Annotated in this window: 24 protein-coding genes and 1 tRNA gene; 9 read left to right on the forward strand and 16 right to left on the reverse strand. The window is 71.1% G+C overall.

Translation table 11 applies throughout. The features are described from left to right. The first annotated feature begins 3 nt into the window (after nt 1–3). Entirely contained in the window at nt 4–1,068 is a 1,065-nt protein-coding gene (locus GCN81_RS01870; RefSeq protein ID WP_231626297.1) for a PAC2 family protein, read from the forward strand. Nucleotides 1,069–1,225: 157 nt separating this feature from the next. Here the strand turns inward: GCN81_RS01870 and mshC are convergent, their stop codons facing one another. From mshC to GCN81_RS01900, 6 genes are all read right to left on the reverse strand, one after another. After that, nucleotides 1,226–2,455: a cysteine--1-D-myo-inosityl 2-amino-2-deoxy-alpha-D-glucopyranoside ligase gene (gene mshC / locus GCN81_RS01875; protein ID WP_156721624.1), complete on the reverse strand. Its 1,230-nt coding sequence runs from the start codon at nt 2,453–2,455 to the stop codon at nt 1,226–1,228. A gap of 148 nt (nt 2,456–2,603) precedes the next feature. Then, complete coding sequence (locus GCN81_RS01880; protein ID WP_156721625.1) at nt 2,604–3,437, reverse strand: SCO1664 family protein; 834 nt, start codon at nt 3,435–3,437, stop codon at nt 2,604–2,606. Next, nucleotides 3,401–3,991: a DUF3090 domain-containing protein gene (locus tag GCN81_RS01885; RefSeq protein ID WP_156721626.1), complete on the reverse strand. Its 591-nt coding sequence runs from the start codon at nt 3,989–3,991 to the stop codon at nt 3,401–3,403. The genes GCN81_RS01880 and GCN81_RS01885 overlap by 37 nt, the downstream gene beginning before the upstream one ends. Before the next feature lie 76 nt (nt 3,992–4,067). Next, complete coding sequence (locus GCN81_RS01890) at nt 4,068–4,763, reverse strand: histidine phosphatase family protein (protein ID WP_156721627.1); 696 nt, start codon at nt 4,761–4,763, stop codon at nt 4,068–4,070. A gap of 55 nt (nt 4,764–4,818) precedes the next feature. After that, entirely contained in the window at nt 4,819–5,607 is a 789-nt protein-coding gene (locus GCN81_RS01895) for a ferritin-like domain-containing protein (RefSeq protein WP_156721628.1), read from the reverse strand. A gap of 276 nt (nt 5,608–5,883) precedes the next feature. Next, entirely contained in the window at nt 5,884–6,939 is a 1,056-nt protein-coding gene (locus GCN81_RS01900; RefSeq protein ID WP_156721629.1) for an LLM class F420-dependent oxidoreductase, read from the reverse strand. 138 nt (nt 6,940–7,077) lie between these two features. On the opposite strand from GCN81_RS01900, the gene GCN81_RS01905 reads away from it, so the two are divergent. Next, nucleotides 7,078–8,061 carry an aldo/keto reductase gene (locus GCN81_RS01905; protein ID WP_156721630.1) on the forward strand — a complete coding sequence of 328 codons (984 nt, stop codon included), beginning with the start codon at nt 7,078–7,080 and terminating at the stop codon, nt 8,059–8,061. Between the two features lie 188 nt (nt 8,062–8,249). Further along, nucleotides 8,250–10,763 carry a helix-hairpin-helix domain-containing protein gene (locus GCN81_RS01910; RefSeq protein ID WP_156721748.1) on the forward strand — a complete coding sequence of 838 codons (2,514 nt, stop codon included), beginning with the start codon at nt 8,250–8,252 and terminating at the stop codon, nt 10,761–10,763. A gap of 8 nt (nt 10,764–10,771) precedes the next feature. Here the strand turns inward: GCN81_RS01910 and GCN81_RS01915 are convergent, their stop codons facing one another. Beyond that, nucleotides 10,772–11,470, reverse strand: a complete 699-nt coding sequence (locus GCN81_RS01915; RefSeq protein WP_156721631.1) for a hypothetical protein — start codon at nt 11,468–11,470, stop codon at nt 10,772–10,774. A 47-nt stretch (nt 11,471–11,517) separates the two neighbouring features. Here GCN81_RS01915 and GCN81_RS01920 point away from each other — a divergent pair, with 47 nt between their 5' ends. Continuing rightward, entirely contained in the window at nt 11,518–11,706 is a 189-nt protein-coding gene (locus tag GCN81_RS01920) for a DUF5703 family protein (protein WP_156721632.1), read from the forward strand. A gap of 104 nt (nt 11,707–11,810) precedes the next feature. Here the strand turns inward: GCN81_RS01920 and GCN81_RS32815 are convergent, their stop codons facing one another. From GCN81_RS32815 to GCN81_RS01935, 3 genes are all read right to left on the reverse strand, one after another. Then, nucleotides 11,811–12,632, reverse strand: a complete 822-nt coding sequence (locus tag GCN81_RS32815; protein ID WP_156721633.1) for a chaplin — start codon at nt 12,630–12,632, stop codon at nt 11,811–11,813. 138 nt (nt 12,633–12,770) lie between these two features. Beyond that, nucleotides 12,771–13,004: a chaplin ChpH gene (gene chpH, locus GCN81_RS01930; RefSeq protein ID WP_156721634.1), complete on the reverse strand. Its 234-nt coding sequence runs from the start codon at nt 13,002–13,004 to the stop codon at nt 12,771–12,773. Between the two features lie 126 nt (nt 13,005–13,130). Then, nucleotides 13,131–14,465, reverse strand: coding sequence for a M20/M25/M40 family metallo-hydrolase (locus tag GCN81_RS01935; RefSeq protein ID WP_156721635.1), 1,335 nt, complete (start codon nt 14,463–14,465; stop codon nt 13,131–13,133). A 175-nt stretch (nt 14,466–14,640) separates the two neighbouring features. Here GCN81_RS01935 and GCN81_RS01940 point away from each other — a divergent pair. Then, nucleotides 14,641–14,725, forward strand: a tRNA-Leu gene (locus GCN81_RS01940). 95 nt (nt 14,726–14,820) lie between these two features. On the opposite strand, the gene GCN81_RS01945 is transcribed toward GCN81_RS01940, so the two are convergent. Continuing rightward, entirely contained in the window at nt 14,821–16,707 is a 1,887-nt protein-coding gene (locus GCN81_RS01945) for an AMP-dependent synthetase/ligase (RefSeq protein ID WP_156721636.1), read from the reverse strand. 143 nt (nt 16,708–16,850) lie between these two features. After that, complete coding sequence (locus GCN81_RS01950) at nt 16,851–17,759, reverse strand: NADP-dependent oxidoreductase (RefSeq protein ID WP_156721637.1); 909 nt, start codon at nt 17,757–17,759, stop codon at nt 16,851–16,853. 270 nt (nt 17,760–18,029) lie between these two features. Here GCN81_RS01950 and GCN81_RS01955 point away from each other — a divergent pair, with 270 nt between their 5' ends. The 3 genes from GCN81_RS01955 to GCN81_RS01965 all read left to right on the forward strand — a co-directional run bounded on the left by GCN81_RS01955 (nt 18,030) and on the right by GCN81_RS01965 (nt 20,019). Beyond that, nucleotides 18,030–18,893, forward strand: a complete 864-nt coding sequence (locus GCN81_RS01955; protein WP_156721638.1) for a helix-turn-helix transcriptional regulator — start codon at nt 18,030–18,032, stop codon at nt 18,891–18,893. 30 nt (nt 18,894–18,923) lie between these two features. After that, nucleotides 18,924–19,382, forward strand: a complete 459-nt coding sequence (locus GCN81_RS01960) for a YchJ family protein (protein ID WP_156721639.1) — start codon at nt 18,924–18,926, stop codon at nt 19,380–19,382. A gap of 133 nt (nt 19,383–19,515) precedes the next feature. Next, nucleotides 19,516–20,019 (forward strand): gluconokinase, encoded by a 504-nt coding sequence (locus GCN81_RS01965; RefSeq protein ID WP_156721640.1) that lies wholly within the window; start codon nt 19,516–19,518, stop codon nt 20,017–20,019. 84 nt (nt 20,020–20,103) lie between these two features. Here GCN81_RS01965 and GCN81_RS01970 read toward each other — a convergent pair whose 3' ends face one another. The 4 genes from GCN81_RS01970 to GCN81_RS01985 form a co-directional block, all read right to left on the reverse strand. Further along, a complete protein-coding gene (locus GCN81_RS01970; RefSeq protein WP_156721641.1) occupies nt 20,104–20,754 on the reverse strand; it encodes a cytochrome b/b6 domain-containing protein in 651 nt (216 codons plus the stop codon). Next, nucleotides 20,696–21,349, reverse strand: coding sequence for a molybdopterin-dependent oxidoreductase (locus GCN81_RS01975; RefSeq protein WP_156721749.1), 654 nt, complete (start codon nt 21,347–21,349; stop codon nt 20,696–20,698). Before GCN81_RS01975 ends, GCN81_RS01970 begins: the two co-directional genes overlap by 59 nt. Nucleotides 21,350–21,503: 154 nt before the next feature. After that, nucleotides 21,504–23,057, reverse strand: coding sequence for an APC family permease (locus GCN81_RS01980; protein ID WP_156721642.1), 1,554 nt, complete (start codon nt 23,055–23,057; stop codon nt 21,504–21,506). A 119-nt stretch (nt 23,058–23,176) separates the two neighbouring features. Next, the gene (locus tag GCN81_RS01985; protein ID WP_156721643.1) at nt 23,177–24,148 is read right to left on the reverse strand and encodes a hypothetical protein; all 972 of its coding nucleotides are present in this window, start codon (nt 24,146–24,148) and stop codon (nt 23,177–23,179) included. Nucleotides 24,149–24,303: 155 nt separating this feature from the next. On the opposite strand from GCN81_RS01985, the gene GCN81_RS01990 reads away from it, so the two are divergent. Continuing rightward, nucleotides 24,304–24,762 (forward strand): ASCH domain-containing protein, encoded by a 459-nt coding sequence (locus GCN81_RS01990; protein WP_156721644.1) that lies wholly within the window; start codon nt 24,304–24,306, stop codon nt 24,760–24,762. The last annotated feature ends 4 nt before the right edge of the window (nt 24,763–24,766 follow it).

Consider the following 24,766-nt stretch of genomic DNA (forward strand, 5'->3'; position numbering starts at 1 on the left):
TGGGTGATCGAGCTCGAGGGGGTTCCCGAGCTGATCGACCCGGTCATGGTGGCCGCGTTCGAGGGCTGGAACGACGCTGGTGACGCCGCCTCCGCCGCGGTCGCGCATCTGGACAGGGAATGGAAGGGCGAGGTGTTCGCGGCGCTGGACGCCGAGGACTACTACGACTTCCAGGTGAACCGCCCCACGGTCTGGCTGGATGGCGGGGTGCGCAGGCTCACCTGGCCGACGACCCGGCTCTCGGTGGTCCGTATCGGTGGGGACAAACCGCGGGACCTGGTGCTGGTGCGCGGGATCGAACCGTCGATGCGCTGGCGGTCGTTCTGCAACGAGCTGCTGGGCTTCGCGCATGAACTCGGCGTGGAGCTGGTGGTGGTGCTCGGCGCGCTGCTGGGCGACACTCCGCACACGCGCCCGGTGCCGGTCACCGGTGTCACGTCGGACACGGACCTGGCCCGCACGATGAACCTGGAGGAGACCCGGTACGAGGGCCCGACGGGCATCGTCGGTGTGCTGCAGGAGGCCTGTACGCACGCGGGGGTGCCCGCGGTGTCGCTGTGGGCGGCGGTGCCGCACTATGTGTCGCAGCCGCCGAACCCGAAGGCGACGCTGGCGCTGCTGAACCGGCTGGAGGACCTGCTCGATCTGCGCGTCCCGCTCGGCGAGTTGGCCGAGGACGCGCGGGCCTGGCAGCTGGGTGTTGACCAGCTGGCCGCGGAGGACAGCGAGGTCGCCGAGTACGTGCAGTCGCTGGAGGAGGCGCGGGACACCGCGGAGCTGCCGGAGGCGTCCGGCGAGGCGATCGCCCTGGAGTTCGAGCGGTATCTGCGGCGTCGGGACGGCGGGCCCACGCAGGCTCCGGGGCATGCGACGGACGGCGGCGAGGGGAGCTCGTACCTGCGGGAGAACCCCAGCGGGCGGACCCGGCCACCGAAGCCGCCGCTCCCGGAGTCGCCACCGCCACCGCCGAGTTCGCCACCGCCGGGTTCGCCGAGTTCGCCGCCTTCACCGTCGCCGGATGCGACGGACCCCGAGGAGGACGACGGCCCGTCCGGCTCCGAGAGTTGACGCCCGCAGGGCGTCAGACCTGGTCGACGGCCACCACGTCGTAGCGGGCGTTGGGCAGCACGGATGGTGCCGCCTACGACAGAGGCGCCGGACGAGCTCCCGCTCGTCCGGCGCCTCGCGTCACTGGGTCACCACATGACGTGCGTCCCCGGCGTCCCTAGAGGGCGACACCGAGCAGCGCGTCGACGGCGCGCGAGACCACGCCGGGCGCCCCCTCGTCCGTACCGCCCGCCGATTCCTGGAGCCCGGCCCAGCGGTCCACGGCCGCGAGCGCGGCGGGCGAGTCGAGGTCGTGGGCGAGAGCCGTACGGATCTCCTCCACAAGCGCGTCGGCGGACGGACCGTCCGGCCGGGAGACGGCGGCCCGCCAGCGGTCCAGACGCGCGGCGGCGTCGACGAGCACCTGGTCCGTCCACTCCCAGTCGGCCCGGTAGTGGTGCGCGAGCAGCGCCAGCCGGATGGCGGCCGGGTCGACGCCGGAGCGGCGGACCGTCGAGACGAAGACCAGGTTGCCCTTGGACTTGGACATCTTCGCGCCGTTCAGCGCGACCATCCCGGCGTGTACGTACGACCGTGCGAAGGGGTGTTCGCCGGTCAGTGCCTGGGCGTGCGAGGCACCCATCTCGTGGTGCGGGAAGGCCAGGTCGGACCCGCCGCCCTGGATGTCGAAGCCCATGCCCAGGTACTCGAGGGCGATGGCGACGCACTCGATGTGCCAGCCGGGGCGGCCGCGGCCCAGGCTGCCGCCGTCCCAGCTGGGCTCGCCTGCGCGGGCGGCGCTCCAGAGCATCGGGTCGAGCGGGTTCTTCTTGCCGGGGCGGTCCGGGTCGCCGCCGCGCTCGGCGGACAGCAGCCTCATGGCCTCGGCGTCGAGTCCCGAGACCTCCCCGAAGTGGGCGTCCGACTCCACGGAGAAGTAGACGTCGCCTTCGAGTTCGTAGGCGGCGCCGTTGTCCCGCAGGCGCTCGACCAGGGGGACGATCTTGGGTATCGATTCGACGGCGCCGATGTACTGCCGCGGAGGCAGCATCCGCAGGGCGGTCATGTCCTCGCGGAAGAGCGCCGTCTCGCGCTCCGCGAGCACGGTCCAGTCCTCCCCGTCGCGCTCGGCGCGCTCCAGCAGCGGATCGTCCACGTCCGTCACGTTCTGCACGTAGTGAACCTGCCGCTTGTTGTCGAGCCACACGCGCTGCACGAGGTCGAACGCGTTGTAGGTCGCCGCATGACCCATGTGGGTGGCGTCGTACGGGGTGATCCCGCAGACGTAGAGGCGGGCGACGGGACCGGGCTCAAGCGTGACGAGCTCACCGGTCGCGGTGTCGTGGATCGTGAGGTCGCGGCCCGTGCCGGGCAGGGCGGGGACCTCGGAAGCTGGCCAGGCATGCATGGGTCGAGCCTAACCGGACGGATGTTCCGGATACGAACCGGACGGGTGACGTTGACTGATTCAGCACTCTTGCGCGGCTGGCTTCGGCGTGCTTCAACGCGCTTCCGCAAGCGTCCCCACCGTCTGGCAGCGCCCTGACCGTCTCGTCCTACACCGGCGGCCAGGGAATCGCGGGCCAGTCACCCGAAGGTGCCGGGTGGCGTCCGCTGGTGCGCAGGCCCGCCACCCGGGCGCGCAGCGCTGTCAGCTCGGCCTGGGTGATCAGGTCGGGGAGCCGCGCGGCGAGTGGGCCGCTGTCCAGGTCGGTGGCGAGCCGGTCGAGTACCTCGACGGCCTCGTCGGTGAGCGGCTCCCCCGCCCAGCCCCACAGCAGCGTGCGCAGCTTGTCCTCGGTGTTGAAGGTGACGCCGTGGTCGATGCCGTACAGCCGTCCGTCGGCGGTCGGCAGCAGGTGGCCGCCCTTGCGGTCGGCGTTGTTGATCACCGCGTCCAGGACGGCGAGCCGCCGCAGTCTGGGGTCGTCCGCGTGCACCAGCAGGGCGGTGCGGCCTTCGTCGACCTCGGCGAAGCCGATCGCCTTCCAGCCGTCGGCCGGTTCCTGGCGGTCCACCAGGGCGAGGAGTTCCGGTGCCGTGCCGTCGGGGGCGGCCTCGATCCACAGCTGGCACATGCCCGCGCCGTAGGGCCCCTCCTCGCGCAGCACGGTCGGCGGTACGAGGCCCCAGCCCATGGCCGCGTCGACCTCGTACGCGGCGACCTCACGCTGGGCGAGGGTGCCGTCGGGGAAGTCCCACAGCGGCCGTTCCCCCGCGACCGGCTTGTAGACGCAGGTGGCGCTCTCGCCCTCGTACGCGACCGAGCAGAACAGCACCGCGTTGGAGGCCTCGCGGATGCGGCCGCGCACCGAGAGTTCCCCGTGGGCGAGCAACTCGACGCTGGTCGTGGTCACGCTCCGCGACGGTATCCGTTCTGGCGCGGGCATACGTGTCCTTCCGGGTCGAGCGGCAGGCTGCACAGCGGACAGGGCGGGCGCCCGGCGTTCACGACGTCCAGCGCGCGTTTGACGAAGGCCCTGGCCTGGCTTCCGGAGAGCCGTACGCGGAGCATCGGGGGGCCGTTCTCGTCGTCCTGGAGCAGTCGCTCCTCGGCCTCGGCGAGGCCCTCCTCATCGTCCGCGTCCAGCTCGACCAGAGCCTGGGCTTCGACGATCATGCACTGGTCGTCGCCGTCCCAGGCCAGTGCCATGGTGCCGACCCGGAACTCCTCCTCGACCGGAGCGTCGAGCGGCGCGCTGTCCGTGATCTCGGCGGGTCCTACGGCGGGCACCGGGGCGCTGCCTCCGCTGCGCCGAACGACCTCGTCGAGCAGTTCGTCCATGCGCTCGGCGAGCGCGGCGACCTGGGTCTTCTCCAGGGCGACGCTGGTGACCCTGCCTCCGGCCGAAGCCTGGAGGAAGAACGTACGGCGCCCAGGGAGCCCGACCGTTCCGGCCACGAAGCGTTCCGGTGGGTCATAGAGGAACACCTGACGGGACACGTCCTGGCCTCTCCCTTACTTAGACTGGTACGACACTTGGACTGGTGCGACGAGTTCACCCTACTGCGGGTGGCGATCACGGTGCTCCCGCACCGCCACCCACGGTCGCGTCCGACGTGTCGCCCCCCGGGTCGCTCGCGCGCGGGACCAGTGAGGCGAAGTCACCGGTGTCGCTGAGTCGTAGGAGGAAGGGGCGCAGCGGGGTGTAGCGGATCGCGGTGATCGAGGAGGGCTCGACCGAGATCCGCTGGAAGAGGTCCAGGTGGAGCCCGATGGCGTCGGCGACCAGGGACTTGATCACGTCGCCGTGTGCGCACATCAGATACACCGCGTCGGGGCCGTGATCGCGCACTACGCGCGCGTTCCAGTCATGTACCGCCTCGGCCGCGCGGGTACGCATGGCGGGCATCGACTCGCCGCCGGGGAAGGCGGCCGCCGAGGGGTGTTGTTGGACGACCTGCATCAGTGGTTCGTCCATGAGTTCGGCGAGTTTGCGGCCGGACCAGTCGCCGTAGTCGCATTCGTTGATGCGTTCCTCGGTGTGCAGTGCGAGTCCGGGGCGTGCGGCGAGCAGCGGCGCGAGGGTCTCCTGGCAGCGCTGCAGCGGGCTGCTGACAGCCGCGACCAGCGGGAGGGCGGCGAGCCGCTGGGGCAGGGCGGCGGCCTGGGCGCTGCCCTGCTCGTCCAGGCCGATGCCTGGCGTCCGGCCCGCGAGCAGGCCCGCGGTGTTGGCGGTCGACCGTCCGTGCCGGACGAGGATCAACGTGGGCATGACTGCCACCCTAGGGCCTGCCCGGCGGATCAGGTCCGAGACGCAGAACGAGGGTCTAGGCGAACTCCGCGGCGGAGGTCGGTGGCCCGCTCAGCGCGTTGCGTCGTGCGGGCATCTTCAGGGACGCCATCCGCCGCCAGCCCCCGAGGCGCTCGTACGCGTATATGGCGTGGATGCCCACGGCGAGTGCGGCCGACTTGGGTTTTGGCCAGTTCAGGATGCGGCCCATGCGGGCCATCACGGCGAGGCTGACGTCTCGGTAGACGCGGATCTCAGCGAGGGCGCAGTCGTGCAGGGTGCGCTGGATGAGGCGGGCGTGGCCCTCCCGGGCGAGCCTGAGCAGTTCCTCGTGGCAGTAGGCGAGGTGGTTGTCCTCGTCGTTCGAGATCATGGTCACGGCCTTGCCGATGACGGGGTGGTCGGCGAAGTACGTGCGGAGCATCACCATCTGTTCGGCGGCGCGCTGCTCGGTGACGCGACTGTGTGCCAGGTAGGTGACGATGTCGGCTTCGCTCAGTCGCTCGTCTCGGCGCAGCTGTTCGTGGGCGAGTCCGACGCCCCGTTTCTCGAGCAGGAGTGTGTAGTCGGTGTCCTCGGGGACGTTGACGGGGGTGAGTCCGCGCCTCTTCATCAGGGCGTTGAAGATCCGGCCGTGTTTGTCCTCGTCGGCGCCGTGCCGTGCGATCTTCGGCGCGAGTTCGCGCTGGCTGTCGGGGATCAGTGCCGCGATCCGCCCGTTCTCCCAGCCGCCTTGGGTCTCGCCGCTGGCAGCGATGGAACAGAACAGCTGAAACGACGCGTCGTTGTCGATGATCTCCTGGAACAGACTTCTGGCCGAGAGCATGACCGCCACCTCCTACGCAGGGACCGGACCCAAGTGAAGTCCGCTGCGGGGCGCCGGGCAACAGCACACCAGACAACTCCGCCAAAAGGAGGATCTGAGGTTTACGAAGTGACGGTCGGGCCATATGCGCGCGGCGGGTCCCGTAACCGACCCGTGCGTGCGGCGTTGTATGGGTGACGGCCGTGGCGGGGAAGACCCCCGAGCCCCCACCACGGCCGCAGAAACCTCTACTTGGCTCTCTCTCGCCCTCGCCCTCTGGCGCCTGAGGGCGGCGGATTACGCCAGTCCGGCACGCTCCAGGGCCTCGGTGCCCGCGCGCAGCGAGGCGATCCGCTCCTCCAGCGTGAACCCGGCCGGGGCCAGGGTGAGGGTGGTGACACCGGCCGCGGCGTAGGCCCGCATCCCGTCGGCAATCCGCTCCACGGAGCCCAGCAGGGTGGTCTGTTCGATCAGCTTCTGTGGTACGGCCGCGGCCGCGCCCTTCTTGTCGCGGTCCAGGTACTTGTCCTGGATCTCGGCGGCTTCCTTCTCGTAACCCATGCGCTGGGCAAGCTGGTTGTAGAAGTTCTGCTTGCGGCTGCCCATGCCTCCGACGTAGAGCGCGGTGTACGGACGGAACGTGTCGGCCAGGGCCGGGACGTCGCTGTCGGCGCCGAGTGCGAGGGGCACCGTCGGGCAGACGTCGAAGCCCTCCATGGTGAGCCCGGCCTTCTCGCGGCCCGCCTTGAGGTGCTTGATCGCGGTGTCCTGGAGGTGCTCGGCGGACGGGAAGATCAGCAGGGCACCCTCGGCGATCTCGCCGGTCTGCTCAAGGTTCTTCGGGCCGATCGCGGCGATGTAGACGGGGATGTGCTCGCGGGCCGGGTGGACAGTGAGCTTGATCGGCTTGCCGGGGCCGCCGGGCAGCGGCAGGGTCCAGTGCTCGCCCTCGTAGGACAGGCGCTCACGGGCCATCGCCTTGCGGACGATCTCGACGTACTCGCGGGTGCGGCGCAGCGGCTTGTCGAACTTGACGCCGTACCAGCCCTCGGAGACCTGCGGTCCGGAGACGCCGAGGCCGAGACGGAAGCGGCCGCCGGAGAGTGAGTCGAGGGTGGCCGCGGTCATCGCGGTCATCGCGGGCTGCCGGGCCGGGATCTGTAGGATCGCGGAGCCGACGTCGATGCGTTCTGTCTGCGCGGCGACCCAGGACAGCACCGTGGGTGCGTCCGAGCCGTACGCCTCGGCGGCCCAGCAGACCGCGTATCCGAGCTTGTCGGCCTCCCTGGCGACGGCGAGATTGTCCGCGTCCATCCCGGCGCCCCAGTAGCCGAGGTTGATCCCGAGTCGCATGGGCCGATCCCCTTACTCATCTACTCATCAGTAATGTCACTGTTGTTGGGACTCTAGCGCGCCGGCGCGTGATCCGTCAGGGGTCGGTTATCCACAGGCCTGCCACGGGGTGAACTCCGGCCAGTAACCTCAGCGCCCATGGAGCAGAGGCAGCTGGGCCGGACCGGCCTGCGTGTGTCCCGGATCGGGCTTGGCACGCTCACCTGGGGACGGGACACGGACGAGCACGACGCCGCGGATCTGTTGAAGGTGTTCTGGGACGCGGGGGGCACGCTCGTCGACACGGCCGATGTCTACGGCGACGGGCAGGCGGAGTACGTACTCGGACAGCTGATCGAGGGCCTCGTTCCGCGCCGTGACCTGGTGATCGCGACCAAGGCGGGCAGCGTGCCGGACCCTGACCGGCGCTTCGACGGCTCGCGCGGGCATCTGCTCGCGGCGCTGGACGCGTCGCTGCAGCGGCTGGGTACCGACCACGTCGATCTGTGGCAGCTGCACGCGTTCGATCTGTACACCCCGCTGGAGGAGACGCTCCAGGCGCTCGACCTGGCGGTCAGTAGTGGGCGGGCTCGCTACGCGGGCGTGTCCAACCTCTGCGGCTGGCAGCTGGCCAAGGCCGCGACCTGGCAGCTGGCCGCGCCGGGCCTACGCACCCGGCTGGCCAGTGCGCAGCTGGAGTACTCGCTGCTGCAGCGCGGCGTGGAGCGCGAGGTGCTGCCCGCGGCGCTCGATCTGGGCATCGGACTGCTGCCGTCCTCGCCGCTCGGGCGCGGGGTGCTGACGGGTAAGTACCGGCACGGCACGCCTCCGGACTCGCGGGGCGCGTCCGAGCATCTCGCGCCGTTCGTCGCGCCCTACCTCGACGAGGCGGCGAGCCGGATCGTGGACGCGGTCACCACCGCGGCGGACGGGCTGGCCACGACCCCGTTGCAGGTCGCGCTGGCGTGGGTCAGGGACCGGCCTGGCGTCGCCGCGCCGATCATCGGCGCGCGCAACGCGCTGCAGCTCACGGCGGCGTTGTCAGTGGAGACCCTTAGTCTTCCTGACGAGATCTGCCAGGCGCTCGACGATGTGTCGGCGCCCGTGCACCGCTATCCCGACCAGGACTGGAGCACGCTGTGAGTACGGAGTCCGCCGCCGCGGAGAAGACCGGGCCGGGCACGCCCACGGCACCCGGGGCTACCCCCTCGCCACCCGCCACCCTGGGCACCGAGGCCGCCCCCGCGCCTTCGCCTTCGCCTTCGCTTCCGTCGGCCGACGCTCGGGCCGGGGCCCCGGCGGCGTCGGGCGACAGCCCGGTGGGGCAGGACATGGGGGGCGATCACCCGGGCGCTGAGGCGGGGGGACCGGTCGCGAGCGCGGACGCGGACGCGGGCGCGAACTCGAGCAAGAGCGCGGAATCGGGCGTGGCAGAAGCTGGCGTCAGGGCGGGTGCCAGGGAGGTTGAGGCGGACGCCGTAGGCGTGGGCGCCGGGGAAGCGGACGAGGGGGCGGGGGCGGGTGCGGGCGCTGGAGAGGCAGACGTGGACACCGGGGACACAGGTGCCGGTACCGGTGCGGGTGGCGGGGAGGCCGACGCAGACGCGAGGGCGGATGCAGGTGTGCACGCTGGAGAGGCAGAACTGGACACCGGGGACGCAAGTGCGGGTGGCGGGGAGGCCGAGGCGGACGCCGTAGGCGCGGGCGCCGGTGCGGGGGGCGGGGAGGCCGAGATGGACGCCGCAGGCGCGGGCGCCGGTGCGGGGGGCGGGGAGGCCGAGACGGACGCCGTAGGCGCGGGTGCGGGCTCCGGGGAGGCTGGTGAGGGTGGGGTTTCTGAGGCTGAGGCGGAGTTGGCTGCTCAGCGGGCGTTGCGGGAGCGGATCGAGCGGCGTAAGGCCGAGCGGGAGGCGCCCGTCGAGAGCGGCACCAAGCTGAGCGGGCAGGCCGCTGATCTGCTGGCGGCTGTTCGGGCGGTGGAGAGTGGGGCGAAGCCGGTGGCCGCCGCCTTCCGGGAGCCCGCGCCCGCGCCTTCGCAGGCCGTGGCGGAGCCGGTGCGGCGGGCCGCGCCAGAGCAGCCGGTAGGTGGCGCGGGGCCCGCGTCGGAGACGGTCGCCGCGGTGGCGGCCGTCCTCGCCGAGGGTGGCGCGCCCGAGGCGTTCGCCGGACCGGCCGCCGCCGTGCTCGGTGTCGGCGCGGAGGGCCAGCTGCGGAACGACCCCTGGCTGCTGCTGCGCGCCCCGGGGGTCCGCCCCGAGCAGGCCGACGTCTTCGCACGGGCCCTGCTGGGCGACGCCTGCGGCCCGGACGACGAACGCCGGGGCAGGGCCGTCGCCGTGTGGCTGCTCGAACAGGCCGCGCTGGCGGGCCACACTGTGCTCGACGCCGCCGCGCTGGCGGCCGCGCTCGGACAGCGCGGAGTCCCCGACCCGGACGCCGCCGTGCAGAGCGCGATCGCCGAGGGGGATGTGCTCCTCTTCCAGGACGCCTTGGAGGAGGAGGGCGCCGGTGCGCCCGCCGACCCCGACGAAGAGCGTCCGGTACGCGTACGCGTCGGTCTGGAGCGCTGCGCGCTCGCCGAGGAGAGCCTCGCCGACGGGCTGGCCAGGATCGTCAACTCCCTCGCCAAGGAGGACGATTCCGAGCAGGCGCGCTGGGAGGCCGCGGCGGGCGGAGGCGCGGCGGCCAAGCTGCTGCGGGCCGTCGCGGGGCACGGCCTGGTGCTGCACACCGGCGGTGAGGCGGCCAGGGCCGAACCCGCCGCACTGGTCGACGCGGCGCAGCGCCTCGGTCTGCGGGTGTGTGCCGCCACGCACAGCGCGGACGGGCGGGACCGCTTCGCCCGGCTACTCGCCGCGGATGGCCCGGAGGGCGGCCCCGAGGGCGGCCCGTTCGTGACGACCGTGGCCGGGCTGCTGTCCGGTGCCGAGGGCCCAGGGCGGGACGCGGAAGGGGCGTGGGCGGTCGACCTCCTGGTACTCCTGGACGCACCCCAGTTGGACGTGGAGACCGCGGCGATGCTCGTGGAGTCGCTGCCGGAGGGCGCCCGGCTGCTCCTCAGCGGCGACCCGGGCGTCCTGTGGTCGGCCGGTGCGGGCCGGGTCTTCGCGGACCTGCTGGCCGCGCAAGCCTGCCCGCACATCGTCTCCCGCACCCCCGATCCAGGCCCGCTCGGCGAGCTGGTCTCGGGCATCGGGATCGGCGAGCTGAACCAAGTGGCCGCGCCCGGCAAGGAGGTCGTCATCGTCCCCGTACGCGACGCGGGCGAGGCCGTACACCGCACAGTGCAGCTGGTCGCGGACTCGGTCCCCAGGGCCATCGGCATCCCCGCCGAGCACACCCAGGTGATCACCCCGGGCCACGGCGGCGCCGCCGGCACCCGGGTGCTCAACGCCGCGTTGAAGGAACGCCTCAACCCCGGCCCCGGCCGCTTCGGCGGTTTCGACCCCGGTGACCGGATCGTTCATACCCCGGCCCCGGGTCGTACGGCCCCGGGCCGCGTGATCCGCGCGGATGCCGAGGGGCTCCACCTGGACTGCGCGGGCACGCCCGTGGTCGTACCCAAAGAACGGGTGGAGCAGACCGTGCGGCACGGCTGGGCTCTCACCGCGCACCAGGCCGTGGGCCAGCGCTGGCCCGCCGCGGTCGTCGTCCTTCCCGGAGACGAGGTGCGGGCGCTCACCAGAGCGTGGGTGTACACGGCCTTCGGGCGGGCGGAGCGCCATCTGTCCGTGGTGCACGGGGTGGAGCAGGCCCTGGCCCGGGCCGTCGCGGAGGTACCGGCGAAGGAGCGCCACACCCGCCTGCGGACCCTGCTGTCCGCACAGGTCCCAGCGGCGGGATAGGTCGTGGGTCAGCGCTCCACGTCGAGCGGCTCCAGGTCGTCGTCACCCAGGTCGCGGCGGCCGGGTCGACGGTCCTCGTCCTCCGGTTCCTCGTCGAAGACCGTACTGACGTCGAAGCGGCAGACGATCCGCTGCGGGGCGGCCTGGTCGAAGGGGGCGTCCAGCCACTCCCCCGGGTCGGCCGGGGTGTCCTCCGCGGTGACCCAGAGCGTGGAGTCGCCCTCCTCGAGGCCGAACTCCTTGTACCGGGAAGCGATCTCGTCGGGCTCGAACTCGCCGAACAGCACGCCGAGGGCGGCGTGCACACTGCCGCCGACCACGCCCGCGGCGGACGCCCTGTCCGCCGCGGTCTCCGCCTCCAGGTCGGCGACCCGCTGTGCCTGCGCGAGCAGCCGCTGGGGTTCGGCCACGGCGTAGTCCCGGCGGATCAGCACGCTGAGCGCGTTCGGCTCGTCGGGTCCTGTGTAGGGCGGCAGGCTGTCCTCAGTGCCCGGAATCTCGAACGGCGTGACCTCGTCGTACCGGTCGTAGAGCACTTCGTCGTACGCCTCGGCCGCCGCGGCCAGCTCGTTGAACGCCTCGTAGACGGCCGGGTCGTCCTCCCCCGACCGGGCTTCGACCGCCGCCAGGTGGCGGTCGAGAGCGGTCTTGACGGCCTCGGCGGCAGCGCGTACCTCGGCAGCGGTGGGCTGCGCAGCATCAGACATAGTGCAGACGCTATCCGTACCAGGGCGTTGCCCGCACAATAGATGCGATGCCGGAATACGAATTTGTCGACGTGTACGTGCCACGCGGGGTCTCCCGCAAGGACGCGACCCGCCTCCTCACCGACCACGCGGAGTACGGACACTGGGAGTTGGACCGACTGAGACTGCACCGGGACGGCAGCCGCAGGGTGCGCCTGCGTCGGCGGATCATTCGCCAACTGCGCGCCACATGGTGACCGGAAACCCAGCAGGAAGCTCAGCCGGAAGCTCAAACGGAGTGGGCCCCGCGGTCGCGGGGCCCACTCCGTGATGTGTCGCTGACGTGTCGCTCCGGTGGCGGCTAGGCCGCGCGGCGTGTCTTGCGGTAGAGCACGGTGCCCGCGAGCAGCAGCCCAGCGCCCGCTCCGGCCGCGATCCCGACCGGAAGGTCGTTACCGGTCTGGGCGAGGTGGCCGGAGCCCTTGGGCGGGGTGACGATCTGCGTTCCGGACGCCTGCGTTCCAGGCCCGTCCTGCGGCTTGTCGGCCTCGCCTTCCGCTTCTTCCGGATTCGACGGCTTGGTCGGCTTTTCGGGCGTCGCGGGCTTCGTCGGCGACTCGGGGTCGGGGTTGCCTTCCGCAGGCGGAGCCTCGCCGGAGCCGTTGGCGCAGTCGTTGCCCGTAGTGCCGTTGCCGAGGCCGCCGACGTTGACGCTGTTCCCGCAGGCGTTCACGGGAGCGTGGACGGGGGCCTGGATGACGTTGCCCGAGAGCACGCCGGGTGAGCCCTTGGCGCTGCCGTCGGCCTGGGCCCCGCCGCCGGACGGTGCGGGCTGACCCGCGTCGCCGCCCTGGGAGCCGTCAGGGGAACCGCTCCCCTTTGAGCCCCCCTTCGAGCTCCCGTTAGAGCCGTCCGCCGTACCGCTCTTGCCGCTGCCGTCGGAGCTGTTGACACAGCTGTTGCCCGCGGTCGGGTTGAGCAGCCCGATGACGCTCACGGTGTTCCCGCAGACGTTGACCGGGGCGTACACCGGGGCTTGCACGGTATTGCCGGACAGCACACCGGGCGAGTCCGAAGCGGAGCCGTTCGCGCCCGAGTCCGCGTGCGCGTAGCCGCCGGTCACGGCGAGTACGCCGCTGGCTGCCGCCACGGTGATCAGGCCTTTGCGGGTGACCTGTCGCATAGCTTGATTCCCTGCCTTCCACCTTCCGGATTACGCACGGACCTGTTGGCCGTGCGTCGAAAAGCCGATCGGTCCCGGAGTGCATGGCACGCACTCCGGGACCGATGGGCTCAGACCCTCATGGGGTGAGGCACAACGTCACTGGTTGACACAGGTGTTGCCGAAGGCGGGGTTCAGCAGCCCGATCACGGAGACCGTGTTGCCGCAGACGTTCACCGGCACGTGGATCGGCGCCTGAACGACGTTGCCCGAAAGGACGCCGGGAGAGTGCACGGCGGCACCCTGAGCCCCCGCGTCGGCGACGGCCATGCCCGCACCGGCGAGCACGAGACCACTGGTGGCAACCGCAGCAGCAGCGACCTTCTTGATCATTATTCCTCCTAGTTGGCAATGCAGTCCTAGCCGCGGACTGCACACCTTGTAACGAGGAGGGAGTAATCAAGCTACGAGCCTATGAGTCCTTTCACTCTTCTCAGTTACTCACGCACACCCGAGCGATTAGCAGGCGTCAATGAACCGGTCCAGCACCCGCGCCCCGAACTTCAGCCCGTCCACCGGCACCCGCTCGTCCACACCGTGGAACATGCCCGCGAAGTCCAGCTCCGGCGGCAGCTTCAGCGGCGCGAAGCCGAAGCAGCGGATACCAAGGTCGTCGAAGGACTTGGCGTCAGTGCCCCCGGAGAGCATGTACGGCACGGCGCGCGCGATGGGGTCCTCCGCCTTGAGCGCGGTCTGGATCGCGTCGACGAGCTTGCCGTCGAAGTCCGTTTCCAGCGCCTTGTCGCCGTGCACGTCCTCGCGCTTGACCCGGGGGCCCAGGATCCGGTCCAGGTCGGCCAGGAACTCCTCCTCGTACCCGGGCAGGAAACGCCCGTCCACATGCGCGGTGGCCTGCCCGGGGATCACGTTCACCTTGTATCCGGCCCCGAGCATGGTGGGCGCGGCGGAGTTACGCAGCGTGGCGCCGACCATCTTGGCGATGCCGCCCAGCTTGGCGAGCGTGGCCTCCATGTCCTCGGGGTCGAGTTCGGTGCCGAGCGCGTCCGAGAGTTCGTCGAGGAAGGACCGTACGGTCTTGGTGGGGCGCACCGGCCACTCGTGACGGCCCAGCCGCCCGACCGCCTCACACAGCTCGGTGATCGCGTTGTCGCTGTTGGTCATCGAGCCGTGCCCCGCCGTGCCGTCGACCGTGAGGCGCATCCAGTGCATCCCCTTCTGCGCGGTCTCGACCAGGTACAGCCGCAGCTCCTCGTTGACGGTGAAGGAGAAGCCCCCCACCTCACCGATGCCCTCGGTCACGCCCTCGAAGAGATCGGGGTGCTTGTCGACCAGGTGCCGGGCCCCGTACGTGCCGCCCGCCTCCTCATCGGCGAGGAAGGCCAGCACGATGTCCCGCGGGGGCTTACGGCCGCTGCGCAGCCGGTCGCGTACGACCGCGAGGGTCATCGCGTCCATGTCCTTCATGTCGACCGCGCCCCGGCCCCACACGCAGCCGTCCGCGATCTCCCCGGAGAACGGGTGGTGCGTCCAGTCGTCGGCGTTGGCCGGTACGACGTCGGTGTGCCCGTGGATAAGCAGCGCGGGCCTGGACGGGTCCGCACCCTCGATCCGCGCCACCGTCGAGGCGCGCCCCGGGTGGGACTCGATGATCCGGGGCTCAAGCCCGACCTCGGCCAGCTTCTCCGCCACGTACTCGGCGGCCTTGCGCTCGCCGGGCCCCGAGTGGTCGCCGTAGTTGCTGGTGTCGATACGGATCAGGTCACGGCAGAGGTCCACGACCTCGTCCTGGCCGGACACGGCCTCGCCCCGCTTCGTCCTGCTCGACTCGCTCACGCTGCTTCCTCCCGCGGTTGCTGCTGGTGGTCCCCGCCCATCCTCCCGCGTGGACCCGCCACACCCAAGGCCGGGACTCGGCCGTCCGCACCCGCTGGTGGGCGTGATCAGGGAGCTCTGAATGTTTGCTATGGTTTTCCACGTCGCCACGGGAGACCGGGGCGACAGACACCTGGTCCGGGTGGCGGAATGGCAGACGCGCTAGCTTGAGGTGCTAGTGCCCTTTATCGGGCGTGGGGGTTCAAGTCCCCCCTCGGACACTGAAGGCAAACGACCAAGCAAAGCCGGTCAAGGCGACTTATGTCGCTTTGACCGGCTTTGTCGTTGTGGTGGGCGCGATCTGGCCCTCTGCGGGTCAGGCCTCGCGGGCGCCCTCATACATTCCGTCGATGACCCGGGCGTACGCGCGCTCCACGACAGGCCGCTTGACCTTGAGACTCGGGGTGAGTTCGCCGTGCTCGATATCGAGATCGCGCGGGAGCACGGCGAACTTCTTGATCGTCTGCCACCGCTGCAGATCGCCGTTGACCCGCTGGACGAAGCCGTCGATCAGCTCGTGGACCTGCGGCGAGGAGACGATCTCGGCGTACGTGCGGTCGCCGGGGCCCTGGGTCGCTGCCCACGACGTGATCGCGGACTCGTCCAGGGTGATCAGGGCGGAGCAGAAGTTGCGGCCGTCGCCGATGACCAGAATGTTGCTGACGAACGGACAGATGGCCTTGAAGCGGCCCTCGATCTCGGTGGGGGCCACGTACTTGCCGCCCGAGGTCTTGAACACGTCCTTCTTGCGGTCGGTGATCCGGACGTAACCGTCCTGGTCCACCTCCCCGATGTCGCCGGTGTGGAACCAGCCGTCGCTCTCCAGCACCTCCGCGGTCTTCTCCGGGAGGTTGTGGTAGCCGCGCATGACGCCGGGGCCCCGCACCAGGACCTCCCCGTCCTCGGCTATGCGGATCTCGGTGTCGGGCAGCGGCTTGCCCACCGTGCCGACCCGGTAGTCGTCGGCGGGGTTGACGGTGCAGGCGGCGCTGGTCTCGGTGAGCCCGTAGCCCTCAAGGACGCGCACACCCGCGCCGGCGAAGAAGTAGCCGATGTCGGGGGCGAGTGCGGCACTGCCCGAAACGCTGCCGCGCAGGTTGCCCCCGAAGGCGGCGCGGATCTTGCCGTACACCAGCCGGTCGGCGACGGCGTGCCGCACGGCGAGCGGCAGGGGCACCCGGCGCCGTCCGGTCGCCGCCTTACTCTCCTGCTCTGTCCGGGCGTAGTCGCGGGCGACCTGCGCCGCCCAGAGGAAGATCTTGTACTTGGCTCCCCCCTCGGCTCGCGCCCGGCCCGCGATGCCGTTGTAGACCTTCTCGAAGATCCGCGGCGCCGACGCCATCAGGGTGGGCCGGACGGCGGGCAGGTTGGTGATGATCCGGTCGATCCGCCCGTCCACCGCCATCACATGGCCGGTCCTGACCTGGCCGGAGATCAGGGCCTTGCCGAACACATGGGACAGCGGCAGCCACAGGAGCTGCACGTCGTCGGAGCGCAGCAGCCCGCTGGCCTCCTGGGCGACCCCCTGGTACGACCAGCAGTCGTGCACCAGGCGCACGCCCTTGGGGCGGCCCGTCGTGCCCGAGGTGTAGATCAGGGTGGCGAGCTGTTCCCGCTCGATGGCCCGGACCGTCTCCTCGACCGCGTCCGGGTGCTCGTCCAGGTACGCCGTGCCCCGCTTCTCCAGCTCGGCGAGGGAGAGCACCTCCAGTCCCTCCACCTGAGGGAGGTCCGCCCCGGGATCGAAGAGGATCGCGTGGCCGAGCCCGGGCAGGCGTCCGATGTCGGAGGTGACCTTGTCCAGCTGGTCCGCGTTCTCCACGAAGATCGCCCGGCTGCCGGAGTCGGAGAGGATGTAGACCGTCTCCTCGGCATGGGTGCTGGGGTAGACGGCCGTGGTGGCGGCGCCCGCGCACATCGCGCCCAGGTCGGCCAGGATCCACTCCACCCGGGTGGAGGAGGAGATCGCCACCCGCTCCTCGGGCCGCACCCCCAGGGCCAGCAGGCCGGCCGCGACCGCCCTGACGCGTTCGGCGGTCTGTGCCCAGGTCAACGAGCGCCACTGCTCGGCGTCGGCGGCGCCGTCGTCGGCCTGCACGGGATAGCGGTAGGCCTCCTGGTCGGGTGTGGCTTCGACCCGTGAGAGGAAGAGATGCGCCACGGAAACCGGGCGGTTGTCGACAAGGGACTGCGCGGAACTCACATTGACCTCCGGGCCCGGGGGCGCCCATCTTCGAGTGGTTTACTGAGAGGTAACTCGCAAGAGGTGGTCACACTATGGGGAAGTCCGCCTCCGCGTAAGGGGCTGGCAGCCGACCGGATCGGCCGGGGTTGCCGCGATCCCGGTCAGAGGCTGAGCACGAGCTTGCCGCGGACCTGCCCGGTCCTGCTGATCAGCTGCGCCTCGGCCGCCTTCTCCAGCGGCAGGACGTCCTGGATCTCGACGCGGACCGCTCCCGAGTCGATGAGCTGCCCGATGTGACGCAGCGCCTCGCCGTCCGGAGCGACGATGACGCGTCGCCCCGTGATCCCCGCGACGCGGTAGGTCTCGTCGATCGGTTCCGGCAGGGTGATGAGCACGCCGCCCGGACGCAGCAGTCGCCACGACTCCTGCTGCGTCCGGCCGCCGACGGTGTCGATGACGACGTCGACCGGTTCGGTGGCGTGCGGGTGGTCCGCCGTGCGGTCCAGGGGCTCGTCGACGCCGAGCTGGCGCAGGAAGCCGAGGTTGCGCGGTGAGGCGGTGGCCGCGACACGCGCCCCACGAGCCTTGGCGAGCTGAATGGCGAAGTGGCCGACCCCACCCGCGCCACCGTGGACCAGGACGCGCTGACCGGCGCTCACCTGTGCGGCGTCGAGAGACTGCCAGGCGGTCAGGGCCGCCAGCGGGACGGCCGCCGCCTGCGCGAACGACAGCTCGACGGGCTTGGGGGCCACGGCTGAGACCGGCAGGACGGCGAACTCCTGATAGGCGCCGGCGTACGGCAGGGGCAGCATGCCGTACACCTCGTCACCGACAGCCGGGCCGTCGGCCGTCGTCGTCGCGACGACCGTCCCCGCCACATCCCAGCCCATGCCCAGGGGGAAGGGGCGGTCCGTGCCGACCGCTCCCTCACGGAACTTCCAGTCGACGGGGTTCACTCCGGCGGCCCGCACCTTGATCAGGAGCTGTCCGTCCGCGGGGGCCGGTACCGGCTGCTCGGTCAGTTCCAGGACGCTTTCGTCGCCGTGGCGGGAGAAGGTTACTGCTCGCATGACCGGTGCTCCAGGAGGGCGGGACGGGCCGACACCGCTGGCGGCGACGGCCGTGCGCGGTGCGCACTGAGCTCAACCCTGGACCGGGGGGATCCTGCCGACCAGTACCCCGTCAGTACCCCCTTTCGCGGTGAGGAGAGGGTACTGACGGGGTGGGTGAGGAGGGGGTACTGACGGGGTGCAGGGCAGCGCGCTCCGGTGAGGGCATACTGACGCCGGAGGCGCGGGGGCAGACGGCGTCCCGCTGTGCCGAGAGGATCCGGGGGAGCCATGACGCAGGCACGTGAGCTGGGCAGGTTTCTTCGTTCACGGCGGTCGCATGTGACGCCTGAGGCCGCGGGCGTTCCGGCGCTGGGCCGACGGCGGGTGCCGGGACTCCGCCGCGAGGAGGTGGCGGGACTCGCGGGAGTGAGCACTGTCTACTACACGCGCCTGGAGCAGGGGCGGGCGACCAATCCCTCGGACGCCGTGCTGGATGCCTTGGCCCGTGTGCTGCGGCTGGACGCGACCGAGCGGGCCCATCTGCACGATCTGGCGCACCCTCCGCAGCGTCGGCCGGCCGAGTCGTCGCCCCCCGGGGCCGGGCGGGTCCGTGCGGACGTCCGTCGGCTGCTGGACGCGGTGGGTGCCGTGCCCGCCTACGTCCTCGACCCCGGGATGGACGTTCTCGCCGCCAACGAGCTCGCTCTGGCCCTGGTCCCCGGCCTGGCCGGTGCGCCGACAGGCGGATCGAACCTCGCCCGTCACGTCTTCCTGGACCCCGCGGCACGCAGCCTGTACCCGCGGTGGGATCGGGTCGCCCGCCAGACCATCGGCTACCTGCGCTTCTCCGCCGCGCGTCACGCGCACCACTCTCGTCTGGGGCACCTCGTCGCCGACCTCAGTGCGCACAGCCCCGAGTTCCGGATCCTGTGGGCGGCCCAGGACGTGCGGGAGAAGACGTATGGCACCAAGAGCTTCAACCACCCCCTGGCCGGGAGGTTCGACCTCGCGTACGAAACCCTCTCCTTCCCCGGCGACGAGGGCCAGTCGCTGGTCGTCTTCACGGCTGTCCACGGCACCGCGGAGAGCGCGTTGAAGCGGCTGAGCGGTTCGCCGACCGCGTCGGGCCTTCACCTTGACCTCGAACGCTGAACGTGAGCGGTGCTGTGCACAATGGGCGGCATGTCTCGTCGCGGCTCACGTGCCTCTCGTGCCTCACGTAACTCTCCGGCCCCTCGGCCTCCTGCGCTGGGAGCCGCCTCGCCCTGTCCCTGCGGCCTTTCGGCGCCGTACGGGGAGTGCTGCGGGCGGTTGCACTCCGGTGCGGCGAAGGCGGGTAGCCCGGAGGCGTTGATGCGGTCGCGGTACAGCGCGTTCGTGGTGGGGGACGAGGGGTATCTGCTGCGGACCTGGCACCCCGACACCCGGCCGCCTGGGATCGGCCTGGAGGACGGGATGCGCTGGGTGGGTCTTGAGATCCTGGGGACGACTGAGGGAAGTGCCTTTCACCAGACGGGGACGGTGACGTTCCGGGCGCGGTACACCGACAACGGGCAGCCTGGGTCGCTGTACGAAGTGAGCAGGTTCGTACGGCTCGACGGGGACTGGGTGTACGTCGACGGGGACACCGGCGAGCCGTAGTCCCGGTATCCGCGCACGTCGCCCGATCGGGCCAAATCGAGGCCAAAAGGGCTCGGCGAGGGGGGCGCTCCAGCACCCTGACCGGGTCAGGCATCATGAGGGTGACGTGCGCAAACGCGGAGAGGTGGAAGTCATGGAGGCCGACCGAGTCGTCGTGGTGATGGGTGTGTCCGGGGCGGGCAAGTCCGTTGTCGGGGAGTTGCTCGCGGCGGAGTTGGACGTCGCCTACGCGGAGGCCGACGCCTTTCACCCGGCGGCCAACATCGCCAAAATGGCGTTCGGCACTCCGCTTGACGACGAGGACCGTTGGCCCTGGCTCGAGGCGATCGGTGAGTGGGCCAAGGAGCAGGAGGGGCACGGCGGTGTGGTCAGCTGTTCGGCGCTCAAGCGCGCCTACCGTGATCGGCTGCGGGCGGCGGCGCCGGGTATCGCCTTCATCCATCTGAGCGGCGACCGGGACCTGATCGCTGAGCGACAGGCGGCGCGCGAGGACCACTTCATGCCGAGCTCGCTGCTCGACTCGCAGTTCGCGACGCTTGAGCCGCTGGAGTCGGACGAGTTGGGGATCACGGTGGATGTGACTCCGACTCCGAAGGAGATCGCGACGCAAGCCGCGGCCCGGCTGCGCGAGCTCTAAGCGCGCGTAGGGGGCGTCCCCCTAGGCCGTGTCCGCAAAGTCCCGCCTGCCCGGCGGGCGACGACGGGACTTTGCGGACACGACCTAGGGCTTCCAGAGTGGGTGTTCGCGTTTCGCCCACTCCCGGTCGACCGTGCCGGTCCGCAGTCCGCGCCGGGCCTCCGGAGAGCCGAGGGCCATCCCGATGTGCCCGGCGACGACCACCGCCGTCGCCAGCGCCAGCCAGTCGTGCACGAAGGTCGCCGCGGTGCGCCAGGCCAGTGGCGTCAGGTCCGTGAACCACATCAGCAGCCCGGTGCCCAGCAGCACCAGGACGGCACCGGCCAGCCACGCGGCGTACGACTTCTGTCCGGCGTTGAACTTCGCCGCGGGCCGTCGGCCCTTCCTGCGCATCAGCGCGGCCCAGAGCCAGTCCCGGTCGTGCGGCCCGAAGCGGTTCAGTCTGCGCAGGTCGGCGCGGAACGCGCGGAAGGCGAGGCCCAGCAGGAAGGGCACCGGAAGCAGCAGGCCCGACCACTGGTGGGCGGTGACGACGAGATAGCGGCGGCCCACCAGCTGGGCGAGTTGGGGGACGTACAGGCAGGCCGCCGACAGCAGGCAGACGGCCATCAGTGCTGCGGTGGTGCGGTGGATCCAGCGCTCGGCGCGTGTGAACCGGCGTACGCGGGAGGGCGCTTCAGACGGTGGGGGTGTCGCCGCGGCCGTTGGACCGGCCGACCCAGGCGTCGACGTCATAGCCGCGCTCCTCCCAGTAGCCGGGGCGTACCTTGTCGGTGATGGTGATCCCGGAGAGCCATTTGGCTGACTTGTAGAAGTACATGGGCGCGACGTAGAGCCGCGCCGGGCCGCCGTGCGCGTGGCTGAGCGGCTTGTCCCGCATGCGCAGCGCCACCAGGACGTCGTCGCGGCGGGCCTGGTGCAGCGTCAGGCTCTCGCTGTACGTGCCGTCGAAGCAGGTGAAGTACAGGGCTCGGCCCTCGGGGTGTACTCCCGCGGCGTCCAGGAGCGCCGAGAGCCGTACGCCTTCGAACGGCGTCTGGGGCACCCGCCAGCCGGTGACGCACTGAACGTCACGGACGATCCGGGTCTGTGGCAGGGCGCGTAGCTGATCGAGGGTGTACGTGGCCGGGTGCTCGACCAAGCCGTCGATCTTCAGCTGGTAGGTGTCGGCGTTCTTGCGCGGGACCGACGAGGCGACCGAGTAGTAGCGGAACCCGCCGCCCGCGGGGAGCAGTTCGGTCAGCCCGGTGGGATCGTTCTGGGCGATGGTCTCAACGCCGCGCTGGAGCACGGGCGCGGCACCGAGGCCGACGGCGCCGAGGCCGAGCATGCCGAGGACGATCCGGCGGCCGACCGGCTTGCCGGATGCCTCCGCGTCTGCGGTTTCGTCAGCGGTTTCGTCATACGGGATGGGGCTCACCCTCCCGAGTTGAGCACCCGCGGCCGCTGAAGGCCAGGGGCCGCGGGGTGACGTCAGACTTCCGTCATGCTTGTACGGGCGTGGTCTCGGAGTCGCGGGACTCGGCGGCCTTCTCCAGCTGGAACGCCTCGTTGCCGAGGCCGATCCTCGCGTGCAGCTCGGGGTTCCTGCCGCGCAGCACCGCCCCGTACACCAGCCCGGTCAGGGCGGCGGCGACGATGATGCCGGGCAGCACCCAGCGCAGCAGCGAGCCCGGGCCGGAGCCGACCAGGACCGCGAAGTCCTTGACCGTGTAGACGGCGATGGTCACCAGCGCCAGTCCGGCGATCGCGGCCGCGACCAGCCGCCAGGCCTGGGCACGGGCCGCACCACGCCGTACGAAGAAGGCGATCACGGCCGCGGACGCGGCGGCCATCAGCGTGATCACGCCGAGCGCGCCGACGTTGCCCATCCAGGTGAACAGTTGCAGTACGGGCGTGGTGGGGTCGCCGACCGGTCCGTCGTCGGTGAGCGCGAAGGCGAGCACGATGACCAGGGAGACCGCGCTCTGCAGCAGCGATCCCGTGCCGGGGGCACCGCTGGCGCTGTTCGTCCGGCCGAAGGCAGCGGGCAGCAGGCCCTCGCGGCCCATGGCGAAGGCGTACCGGGCCACGACGTTGTGGAAGCTGAGCAGGGCGGCGAACATTCCCGTCAGGAACAGAACGTGCAGTACGTCGGTGAAGGTTCCCCCGAGTCTGGTCTCGGTGAGGGCGAAGAGCAGATTGGGGCCCTGCTCCTCGGACGCGCCGACGATCGAGGAGGGTCCGGCGGCGACGGTCAGGGCCCAGGAGCTGAAGGCGAGAAAGAGCGCGGCGAAGCCCACGGCCAGGAACATCACGCGGGAGACGACGACCTGCGGCCGGCTGGTCTCCTCCGCGTACACGGGTGCCTGCTCGAAGCCGACGAACGCGGCGAAGCAGAAGCACAGGGCCGTACCGAGTCCGGCGCCGGTGAGGGTGTCGGGGTTGAAGGCGTGCAGCGACAGGCCTTCCTTGGCCGGGTCGGCGACGGCGGCGAAGTTGAAGATGACGACCAGGGCGACCTCGATGAGCAGCAGGACGCCGAGCACCTTGGCGTTCAGGTCGATCTTCAGCCAGCCGAGTACGCCGACGACGGCGACGGCGAGCAGCGCCGGTATCCACCAGGCGAGTTCGATGTCGAGGTAGAGGCCGAACAGCACCGAGACCTCGAAGCCGAGGATGCCGTAGACGCCGACCTGCATGGCGGAGTACGCGACGAGTGCCACCAGCGAGGCCCCGACGCCCGCCGTGCCGCCGAGACCGCGGGCGATGTACGCGTAGAACGCACCGGCGTTGTGGACGTGGCGGCTCATCTCGGCGTATCCGACGCTGAACAGGATCAGGACGATGCCGAGTACGACGAAGAGGAGCGGGGTGCCGACGACCCCCATCACGCCGAATGTTGTGGGCATGACACCTGCGACTACCAAGAGAGGGGCGCTGGCGGCCAGCACGGAGAGCAGCAGGCCCATGGTGCCGAGGCGGCCTGCGCGCAGGGCGCTGCCCTGCCCCTTGAAGGTCTTTATGCCCTCGGTCGTACGCGAACTGCCCGTAGACATGGCAGGGGTTGTCCTTTCGTCAGGTCTGGTGTGTCAGGTCGAGCAGGCGGAGCAGGTTGGTCAGACAGAGCAGGTCGAGCAGACGGAGCAGGTCGAGCAGGCGGAGCGGGTCGAGCGCATCAGGCCGCGCCGAGCGCGGCGTTGCGCGCGGCGCGGAAGGCCGCCCCGGGGTCGCGGTCCGGGTAGGCCCAGGGCTCCCTCGTCCCCTGTGTCCCGATCCGGTGGAAGAGCGCCGCCGCCTCCGCCGCCCGGCCCTCGCAGAACTTGGCGTGGGCGAGGAAGTTGAGGTCGATCCGGTTCCTCGGGTGGCTGCTGCCGCCCCACTCAAGCCACCAGTCGAAGGCGGCCTTCATCACCAGCCGGGCGCGGCGGCCCGTCCAGTGCTGGGAGGTCTCGGGGTCGGCGGGTTCGCTGCCGACCGAGGCGAGCACCCGGTAGCGCTCGGCGTGTGCCACCACCGGAAGCACCGCCAACGGCGAGTCGGCCGGGGCCTGTTCCACCGCCCAGGCGGCGAAGTCGTACACCTCGTGCAGGGGGTCCTGCCCCGCTGCCGTACGGCGCTCGGCGAGCCGCGCGACCATCAGGTGATGGGCGTGGTGGTGCTCTGGATGCCGGTGGCGCACCTCGTCGAAGAGCCGGACCACCTCTTCCTCGGTGCCCAGCGTGCGGGCCAGGATGAGCAGGGCGAGCCAGGGCGTGGGGTCAGCCATGGCCAGGGCCGCGGCGGTGTGGCACGCCTCCTGGGCACGTTCGGCTCGCTCCTTGCCGCGCAGCGCGCGGAAAACCGCCGCGCAGGCCACCAGCGCGGCGGCATCGGCGCTCTCCGGCTCCGCGAGCCGCCACTCCTGGGCCCAGGCTCCGGTGGACCGCGGCTGGGCCAGGACGACCATGCGGTGTCCGCGGCGGTCCCAGTCGTCACCCGTATCGGCGAGCAGCGAGCGGGCCGCCGTCCAGCGGCCGCGGTCCAGCGCGGTGCGCGCGGCGACCAGCTCGGCGTCGTCGAGTGCGGGGTCGAAGCCCTGTGCGCCCCGTCTGCGGGAACGCCCGAGGGGTGGTGGCGGGGACAGCGGGCTTCCTCCACAATGCGGCATGCGAGCGGATGATCACGCACAGCAAACCGGTCGGAACGCTCCGCGTCAAGACCGGTCTGGACCTCTACTGGTGTCCAACTTCGCTCTCGCGTCCCCCAGTTCGGCCCCCACCTGCACAGATGCCCATTCGGCGACCCGGCACGTACGCTGACGGAATGTCTGACCTCGCCGCCCTACCACGCTTCGAACTCGCCTTTCCCGGGCCGCTACGCGACAAGTTGATCGCCGCCGTCCTGTCCGGGGCGAAGACCACGACCACCGGACTGCTGGCCCACTACGAGGCCGAGGGTGAGGCCCTGCCCGTACCCGGCACGCGGAGTGTCCTGCTGGATTCCGACGCGCGCGGCGTGGCCATTGTCGAGATCACCGAGGTGCGCACGCTGCCGCTCGGGGACGTCGACCTGCGGCACGCGGTGGACGAGGGCGAGGGTGACCAGACGGTGGCCGCTTGGCGCGCCTCACACGAGCGGTTCTGGCACGGCCCGGAGTCGCTGGAGGTCCTGGGCGACCCGGGGTTCCGCGTCGACGACACGACGCTGGTCGTCACCGAGCGCTTCCGGGTCGCCGAGCTCGTCGATCCGCCCGCTCGCGTGGATGACGGCTTGGATGGCTGATCGA

The organism is Streptomyces apocyni (assembly GCF_009739465.1).
In the GTDB taxonomy this organism is placed as follows: domain Bacteria; phylum Actinomycetota; class Actinomycetes; order Streptomycetales; family Streptomycetaceae; genus Streptomyces; species Streptomyces apocyni.